This window comes from Kitasatospora sp. NPDC059803 (genome assembly GCF_042732255.1).
Taxonomy (GTDB): domain Bacteria; phylum Actinomycetota; class Actinomycetes; order Streptomycetales; family Streptomycetaceae; genus Kitasatospora.
The window spans coordinates 6,906-15,631 of record NZ_JBHWIJ010000062.1 but is presented as its reverse complement, the minus strand read 5'-3'; the positions used below and the strand labels follow the sequence as shown (position 1 = coordinate 15,631).

Here is an 8,726-nt window from a genome sequence, read left to right as displayed (position 1 = left end):
CCTCCACCCCGCTCTCGGGGTGGAGGCCACCGCCGTGTGCCCGTCGCCACGTGACCTCCGCCATGTGCCCATCGCCATGTGCCCGCCGTGTGCCTATCGCCGACGGCCTCGTCGGCCCGCTCCCGGAGGGGGCACGGCCAGGGGCGCGATTCAGCGGACCGGGGCGGCCCGTAGGGGGAAGTGGCAGGCGGCCAGGTGGTCGTCGGGGCCGAAGGCGGTGAGCGGTGGCTCGACCTCCGCGCAGATCTGCTGCGCCGCCGCGCAGCGGGTGCGGAAGCGGCAGCCGGACGGCGGGTCGATCGCGGACGGGAGCTCCCCGGCGACGCCCCGGCTGCTCTTGGCCTTCTCCACCACCGGGTCGGCCACGGGGATGGTGTCCAGCAGGCCGCGGGTGTAGTGGTGCACCGGCCGGGCGTACACCGATGGCGCGGGGCCGATCTCCACCAGCTTGCCCAGGTACATCACGCCGATCCGGTCGGACAGGTACCGGACCACGGACAGGTCGTGCGAGATGAACAGGTACGACAGTCCGAGTTCGCCCTGCAGATCGCTCATCAGGTTGAGCACCTGCGACTGGATCGACACGTCCAGGGCCGAGACGGGCTCGTCCGCGACGATGAGTTTGGGGCGCAGGGCCAGCGCGCGGGCCAGTCCGATGCGCTGGCGCTGGCCGCCGGAGAACTCGTGCGGGTAGCGGTCCAGGGCGGTGAGCGGCAGGCCGACCAGGTCGAAGATCTCCCTGATCCGCCGGTCGCGCTCGGCCTGGCCGTCGACCCGGTGGATGTCCAGCGGCTCGCGCATGATCGAGTGGACGGGCATCCGCGGGTTCATCGCCGCGTAGGAGTCCTGGAACATCAGCTGGACGTCGCGGCGCAGTCGGCGGCGCTCGGCCCGTGGCGCCAGGGCCAGGTCCCGGCCCTCGAACAGCAGGCTGCCGCTGGTGGGCCGCTCCAGGCCGACGATGAGCTTGCCGACGGTGGTCTTGCCGCAGCCGGACTCGCCGACCAGGCCGAGCGTCTCTCCCCGGCGGACCGTCAGGGAGATGTCGGCCACGGCGCTGACCGCGCCCACGGCCCGGCGCAGGATCAGGCCGCTGGTGACCGCGTACTCCTTGACCAGGTTGTCGATGCGCAGCAGCGGCTCGGCCGGCGCCTCCTCGGGCACCGCAGCGGCCCGCACCTCCGGGGCCCCTACGGCCGTCGCCGGGCGCGGCGCCACGGCCGTCGGGCGGCCGCCCGGCTCGGCCTCGCCGACCGGGAAGTAGCAGGCGTAGCGGTGTTCCGGGACCTCCCCGGACAGCGGCGGCTCCTGCGTGTGGCACTGCTCGGTGGCGTAGCGGCAGCGCGCGGCGAACCGGCAGCCGGGCGGTGGGGTGGTCAGGTCCGGCGGCAGGCCGGGGATCGAGTAGAGCCGGCCGCCGGACTCGGCGAAACGTTCCGGCAGCGATTCGAACAGCGCCTCGGTGTACGGGTGGCGGGGGTGGGTGTAGAGCTCCTCGGTGCCGGTGGTCTCGACGACCTTCCCGGCGTACATGACGGCGATCCGGTCGGCCCGTCCGGCGATGACGCCGAGGTCGTGGGTGACGAGGATGACGGCCATGCCGAGCTGCTGCTTGAGGTGGTCGATGAGTTCGAGGATCTGCTTCTGGACGGTGACGTCGAGGGCGGTGGTCGGCTCGTCGGCGATGAGCAGTTTGGGCTCGTTGGCCAGGGCCATGGCGATCATGGCCCGTTGGCGCATCCCGCCGGACAGTTCGTGCGGGTAGACCAGGGCCCGCCGGGCCGGGCTGGGCATCCCCACCAGGGACAGCACCTCGACGGCGCGCTCGTGCGCCTCCTTCCGGGAGGCCCGGCGGTGGATGCGCACGGACTCGGAGATCTGCCGGCCGATGGTCATCGTCGGGTTGAGCGAGGTGGTCGGGTCCTGGAAGATCATCCCGATGTCGTTGCCGCGCACCCGGTCCATCTTCTCGGGGCCGAGCGCGAGCAGGTCGCGGCCGTCGAGCAGGACCCGGCCGTCGACGACGCTGCCGCCGTTGGGCAGCAGCTGCATGATCGACATGGCGGTCATGGTCTTGCCGCAGCCCGACTCGCCGACGATGCCGAGGGTCTCGCCCACGTCCACCACGAGGTCGACGCCGTCCAGGGCGTGCACCACCGAGCGCTTCAGCCGGATCTCGGTGCGCAGGCCGGTCACTTCGAGGAGCGCCACTGCTGATCCTCCGTCGGGTTCACCGCTTCTGCAGCCGGGTTTCGAAGGCGTCGCGCAGGGCGTCGCCGATCACGTTGAAGCACAGGATGACCAGGATGATCACGGCGGCGGGCGGATAGATCATCCACCAGCAGCCCTGGCCGGCGAAGGTGGTGCCGACGTCGAGCATGCCCCCCAGGTCGTTGTTGGGGGCCTGGAGGCCCAGGCCGATGTAGCTGAGCGTGGACAGGGCGAAGACCGCGTCGGCGATCGAGAACGTGGTGTTGACGATCGTCGTCCCGATGGTGTTGGGCAGGATGTGCTTCAGCACGATCCGTCGGCCGCCCGCGCCCATCATCCGGGACGCGGCCACGTACTCGCGGACCTTGATCGCCAGGGCCTCGCCGCGGACCAGGCGGGTGATGCCGAACCAGGAGGTCAGGCCGACCTCCAGGATCAGCATGGTCTTGCTCTTCCCGTAGACGCTGCTGAGGTAGATCAGCAGGAAGATCAGCGGGAAGGACATGAAGGAGTCGATCACCCGCATCATCAACGCGTCGATCCAGCCGCCCAGGTAGCCCGCGACCGCGCCGTACAGCGCGCCGAGGACGGCGGCGATCAGACCGGCGGCGAGGCCGATCTCCAGGCTGGTCTGCCCGCCGACCATCACCTTGCCGAGCTCGTCGATGCCGTCGTTGTCCGTGCCGAGCGGGTGCCCCGCGCCCGGCGGCAGGGTGACGGCGGAGAGGTTCACCACCGAGGTGTCGGCGTGGTAGAACAGCGGGCCGAGGAAGCAGAAGGCGATGATCGCGACCAGGACGACGACGGCGACCAGGGCCAGCCTGTTCTCGGCGAAGACCTCCGCGCCGCGCCGGAGCATCGAGCGGGGCCGCCCGGCCGGCTCCCCGCCCGGGGCGGAGGCGGGCCGACCTTCCGTCGAATCGTGTGTCAGGGCCATCAGGTGAGCCTCACTCGTGGGTCCAGCACGGCGTAGCCGACGTCGGCCAGCAGCGAGCCGACCACGGTGGTCACCGCGGTGAGCAGGGTGGCCGCCAAGGTGATGCCGTAGTCGTTCTGCAGCGCGGCACGGGTGGTCAGCAGGCCGATGCCCTGGATGTTGAAGACGTACTCGACGATCAGCGCGCCGCCGACCAGCGCGGGCAGCGAGAGGCCGACCAGGGTGACCATCGGGATCAGGGCGTTGCGCAGCACGTGGCCGTACAGGGTGCGGCGCCGGGAGGCGCCCTTGGCCTGGGCGGACCGTACGTAGTCCTGGGTGATCTGGTCCAGCACCCCGGAGCGCATGTACCGGCTGTAGCCGGCCACGGTGGTGACGGTCAGGGTCAGGACGGGCAGGCAGACGGCCCCGGGGTGGGTCAGCGCGTCACCGAAGGTGGCCACCTGGTCCTGCACCGAGACCCAGTGCAGGTCGTCCTCGAACCACTGCTGGATCAGGAAGCCGATGAAGAACGTCGGCACGCCGTAGGCGACGAAGGAGAACACCGTGAAGGCGTGGTCCAGCACGCTGTTGCGGCGGGTCGCCTGGAGCAGGCCCGCCGGCACCGCGATCAGCAGTGCGAGCAGCAGCGAGGCGCCGACGATGTAGGCGGAGGCGCCGAGGGCGTTGAACAGCAGGTCGGAGATCGGGCGCTGCTGGATGTAGTCGAAGCCCAGGTTGCCGTGCAACAGGCCGTCCAGCCAGGTCCAGTACTGCACGTAGACGGGGCGGTCCAGACCCATCTGCTGGGTCAGGTGGGCGATGTTGGCCGGGGTGGCGTGGGAGCCGAGGATCGCCCGGACCGGGCCGCCCGGCATGAGCTGCATCAGGCCGAAGGAGATGACGGTGACCATCAGCACCGTCAGGAGGGCCTGGAACAGCCGTCGGATGAGGTAGGCCGTCACCGCCGCCCCCCGAGGGGGGCAGCGGCGACGCCGTTACGGATGGCCGTCATTTCGTGTAGTACCAGTACTCCGGCTCGTAGCCCTGGAAGGGGTCACCGGCGTCGAGGTGCAGCTTCTTGGTGACCTCGCTGATCGCGAGCGTGTTGGGGGTGTAGATGACCGGCTGGACGCCCGCGATGTAGTCCTCGTAGGCGTACAGGTCGTTGACGTCGCTGCCGGTCGTGGTCTTGACGATCAGCTGGTCCAGCTTCGGGTCGGAGAAGCTCCAGACGTTCGGCCCGGCTCCGGTGGCGAACAGCGCGTCGCCGGTCGGGTAGTAGTCGGGGGCGTAGACCCAGCCGCCGTAGAGCAGGCCCTGCCACTGGCAGCCGGCCGGCTGCGCGTCGCTGCAGGCCACGCCCTCGTTGCCGATGGTGTTCTGGGTCTGGCTGACCATGGTGATGCCGATGCCCGCCTTGGCCGCGTCCGAGCGCATGTCCGCCGCCATGGTGTCCAGCGCGGCCTGGCCGGAGGGGTAGTCGAGCGTGAACGCGGCCTTGGTGCCCGCCGCGATGCCGGCGCCGCACTGGTTCGGGCCGGTGCCCGGGTCGGTGCAGGTGGCCGGGACGCTGTCGGTGTTCCAGCCGTGGCTGCTCAGCAGCTGTTTCGCGGCCGCCGGGTCGTAGGTGGCGCGCTCGGACTGGCTCTTGGGGGAGAGCGGGTTGCCGGCCGGGAGGCTGGGCACGGCGCCGGTGCTCGGGTAGCCCCAGCCCTTCCAGATGCCGTTGATGATGCCCTGCTGGTCGACGGTGTCCTGGACGGCCTTGGTGAAGTAGGGCTGCTTGAACAGCGGCCCTACGGCCGGGTTGGCGAAGTTGATCTGGTAGTACGAGATCTCGTCCAGGTAGGTCGGGGCCGGGATGTAGTAGCCCGCGCTGCTCAACGGGTTGCCCGCGTCCGGGTTCTTGGCGTTGAAGGTCGGGGAGTTCTCGGCCGGCAGGTAGCCGACGTCGATGGCGTTGGCGCCGCCGCTGCCGGCCTTCAGGTCCGCGTACTCGGTGGTGGCCGAGGTGTAGGGGACGAAGTCCACCTCGTCGAGGTGCGGCTTCTGCGGGCCCGAGTAGGCGGTGTTCGGCACGATCCCGTACGCGCCGGAGGTGCCGTTGTAGTTCTTGAGCTTCCACGGGCCGTCGACCACCGACCACAGTGGGCTGCCCGCGAAGTCGCCGCCCTTGGTCGACTGCGCGCTGAGGTAGGCGTAGTCGGCCGCGCAGTCCTTCGCGGCGGCGTCCGAGCCGAACGCGTCGCTCGCGCAACTGCCCTTCTGCCCCTGGCCGGTGAGGTCCCAGGCGAGCGGCATCGGGGTGATCTGGCTGAGCTCGTCGTCGGTGAACCAGGTCTGGTTGACCGGGGTGTTGAGGGTCAGCGTCAGGGTCTGTCCCGAGGCGGTCGCCGAAGCCACGTTGTCCGGGAAGTACTTGGCGCCGATCGCCGGGTTCGGCGGGGTGTAGTAGCCGCTGTTGGACGACTCGGCCTTGGCCATGTTGATCCAGAACAGCACGTCCTGGGCGTTGACGTCCTCACCGTTGGACCACTTCCACGGCTTGACCTGGACGGTGACGGTCGTGCCGTCCGCGCTCCAGGTGGGCGCCTCGCCGAGGGACACCTCCGGGTCGAGGGTGACCTTGTCGTTCAGGCCCCAGTAGTACAGGGGGCGGTAGAACAGCTCCTGGAACTGACTGGTGTTCACCGTGCTGACCTGGGCCGGGGAGTCGAACGGCCAGATGGCGTCCGGGAAGGTGGAGGGCGCCTCGGCGACCCGCACCACACCCCCCTGCACCGCCGCTCCGGCCGGCCCCGGGTTGCCGCTGCCGCCGCCCCCACCACCGCCGCCACTGCAGGCCGCAGCGGTTGCCACGACCGTGACCAGCGCCACCACCTGCGCGAATCTGCGCGCTCCTGCGGACTTCGTCATCCTTGACTTGCCCCTCTCCCCCACGTGAACACCACGAGTTCTTTCCTTGCGCGACCTGACGGTTCGCCGACGCGGGCATGGCGATGCCGTGGCCGGGCGAGGTGAGCGGCTTTCCCGACGGCGGGAAGGCACCGGCGTCCGTGGGCTTCAGCCGCTTGCTGCGTGCTGGCCCTGCCCCGTCCGGTGCTATTAGTTAGACCGATTTTTCGAACAGAGAGAAGCCTTGGGGACGACTCGTGTTCGTCAAGTTTCCATCAAGGAAAGGATCTTGACGCTGCGTCGCGTGGTTCCGGCGGGGGGACCGGCCGGAGTTCTTACCTGCCTTTGCCGTCGCTCTGCCGAACCGCTGACCGGCACCCGGCAGGGTCGTGCCCACACCGACCGCAGGACGCGCAGGACGTACGGAGGGCACCACGATGACGACGAACACGGCGACGGGCACGGCGACGGGCATGGCGGCAGAGACGACCGGCACGGCGACGGACGCGACCGCGAGCCGGGCGAAGGAGCCGGCCCGCCGGAGCGGGCTGGCCGCCGCCGCGCTGGCGGTGCTGGCCGCAGTGCTGCCGGTCACCACCGCCTCGCCCGCGCAGGCCGCCCCCACCGGGGTGGCGGGCCGGCCCGCCTGGTGCCCGACCGTCCCCGGGCACCAGGTCGACTGCACGACCATGCGCCGCCCGCTGGTGGCGGACGAGCCGCGCCTGGGCGGCATCGGCGTGAGCTACGCGGTGGTGCGCCACAGCCGCCCCGGCCCCGCCCGGGGCACCATCGCACTCAACCCCGGCGGCCCCGGCGAGACCCTCATCGACCGCGCCGACCAGGTGGCCGGGGCACTGCAGGGGGTGCTGGACGACTACGACCTGCTCCTGCTGGACCCGCGCGGCACCGGCCGCTCCGGCCGACTGCCCTGCGACGTCACCGAGGCCGACTACCGCTTCGCCCCGCGCCCCGCCCAGCGCGAGCTCGTCGCCGACTGCGCCGGGGAACTCGGCCCGCGCGCCCGCGGCTACACCAGCGCCGCCACCGCCGACGACCTCGATGCCGCCCGCGCGCGCCTGGGAGCCCCGAAGCTGGTCCTGTACGGCCTGTCGTACGGCACCTACCTGATGCCGGTCTACGCCGACCGCCACCCCCAGCGGGTCGAGTCGATGGTGCTGTCCGGCGCCTACCCGCTCGCCTTCGACTCCCTGGCCCGGCCCGGCGCCCAGCAGGTCTCCCTGACGCTGCGCCGGATCTGCGAGCGCAGCGGGGCCTGCGACCCGGAAGGCGCCGTCCGCGACCTCGCCACCGCCGCCGAGCGGCTGCGCACCCGCCCGCTGGTGCTGACCGCCGCCCTCGGCGGCAGGCCGCGCACCGTGGTCTTCAGCGAGGACAAGCTCGCCGACCTGATGTACGAGCCCGCCACCCGGGGCATCGGCCTGCACCCCGAGGAGCCCGGTCTGCTCGGCGCGCTGCCGGCCGCCCTGCACGCCCTCGCCACGGGCGACGACGCACCGCTGACCGCCCTGGTGCGCGCCGAGGTCGAGCACACCGGCACCGAGGACCAGGCCTCCTTCCTGGCCGTCACCTGCAACGACTACGCCCGCGCCTGGGACCCGGCCGCCCCGCCCGCCGAGCGCCGCCGCCAGTACCGGGCCGCGCTGGCCGCCGCCGACCCGGCCGACTTCGGTGCCTTCAGCGTCAAGGGCTGGACCGAGGGGCAGACCGACGGCGGCGACAACTGCCTGTCCTGGCCGCGCCGCGGCACCGCCGACCCGCAGCCGACCGACCTGAAGAACGTGCCCGACGTGCCCGTCCTGGTGCTCTCCGGGGACCTCGACACCAACACCCCCGAGGCCAACTCCCGTCTTTCCGCCGCCCAGTTCCGCCGCAGCGCCTTCGTCTCGGTGCCCAACAGCGGGCACATCCCGGAGATGGAGTCCACCGGCTGCGCGGTGGGCATCTCCACCCACTTCATCCGCACCGGCGCGGTCGGCGACACCTCCTGCCTCGCGCACATCCCCCCGGTCCCCGTCGTCCCGGTCCCCCGCTGACCTGCCGACCCCCTGACCGACCGCCCGACCTGCTGACCAACCGCCCCCGACCGGCATGACCACGCCCGCCACCAGCGAAGATGACACCATGACAGATCCCACCGCCGCCCGGCGCACCGTCCTGGTCGTCGAGGACGACCCCGGCGTCCGCAACACCCTCGACCACCTGCTGCGCTTCGAGGGCTACCGGGTACTCACCACCACCGACGGACAGGAGGCCCTGGAGCTCCTGGAGCACCGGCGCCCCGACCTCGCCGTGGTGGACGTGGTCATGCCCCGCCTCGACGGCCTCGCGCTGTGCCGGATGCTGCGCCGGCGCGGCGACCGCCTGCCCATCCTGGTCCTCACCGCCCGCCACCAGCTCGGCGACCGGGTCGCCGGGCTCGACGCCGGCGCCGACGACTACCTGGCCAAGCCCTTCGCCACCGAGGAACTCCTGGCCCGCATACGCGCCCTGCTCCGCCGCACCGAGCCGCTCGGCGGCGAGAGCGCCGAACTCGGCCTCGACGACCTCGCCCTGGACCCCCGCGCCCCCCCCGCCCCCCGGCGCCGGCGGAGCGCGCCCCCCTCTCTGCCCCCAAACCCCCCCCGCCCCGGGGCGGCGGGCACCGGCGAACTCGCCGGCCCAGCGCGGGACGTCGAGGGCG

6 protein-coding genes are annotated in these 8,726 nt (G+C 71.8%); 2 read left to right on the top strand and 4 right to left on the bottom strand.

Features of this window, described 5'->3' with window-relative positions; all coding sequences use genetic code 11:
* Positions 1–150: 150 nt before the first annotated feature.
* The 4 genes from ACFV6I_RS13305 to ACFV6I_RS13290 are packed head-to-tail and all read right to left on the bottom strand — an operon-like array spanning position 151 to position 6,046.
* Positions 151–2,211 carry a dipeptide ABC transporter ATP-binding protein gene (locus tag ACFV6I_RS13305; protein WP_380425099.1) on the bottom strand — a complete coding sequence of 687 codons (2,061 nt, stop codon included), beginning with the start codon at positions 2,209–2,211 and terminating at the stop codon, positions 151–153.
* Between the two features lie 19 nt (positions 2,212–2,230).
* Positions 2,231–3,148: an ABC transporter permease gene (locus ACFV6I_RS13300; protein ID WP_079136461.1), complete on the bottom strand. Its 918-nt coding sequence runs from the start codon at positions 3,146–3,148 to the stop codon at positions 2,231–2,233.
* Positions 3,148–4,092 carry an ABC transporter permease gene (locus ACFV6I_RS13295; RefSeq protein WP_063351976.1) on the bottom strand — a complete coding sequence of 315 codons (945 nt, stop codon included), beginning with the start codon at positions 4,090–4,092 and terminating at the stop codon, positions 3,148–3,150. Before ACFV6I_RS13295 ends, ACFV6I_RS13300 begins: the two co-directional genes overlap by 1 nt.
* Positions 4,093–4,138: 46 nt before the next feature.
* The gene (locus ACFV6I_RS13290; RefSeq protein WP_380369169.1) at positions 4,139–6,046 is read right to left on the bottom strand and encodes an ABC transporter substrate-binding protein; all 1,908 of its coding nucleotides are present in this window, start codon (positions 6,044–6,046) and stop codon (positions 4,139–4,141) included.
* Between the two features lie 416 nt (positions 6,047–6,462).
* On the opposite strand from ACFV6I_RS13290, the gene ACFV6I_RS13285 reads away from it, so the two are divergent.
* Together ACFV6I_RS13285 and ACFV6I_RS13280 are read left to right on the top strand one after the other, a co-directional pair.
* Complete coding sequence (locus tag ACFV6I_RS13285) at positions 6,463–8,079, top strand: alpha/beta fold hydrolase (protein WP_380425097.1); 1,617 nt, start codon at positions 6,463–6,465, stop codon at positions 8,077–8,079.
* 88 nt (positions 8,080–8,167) lie between these two features.
* Positions 8,168–8,726: response regulator transcription factor (locus tag ACFV6I_RS13280; protein WP_380425094.1), on the top strand; the 559-nt coding region annotated here is incomplete at its 3' end.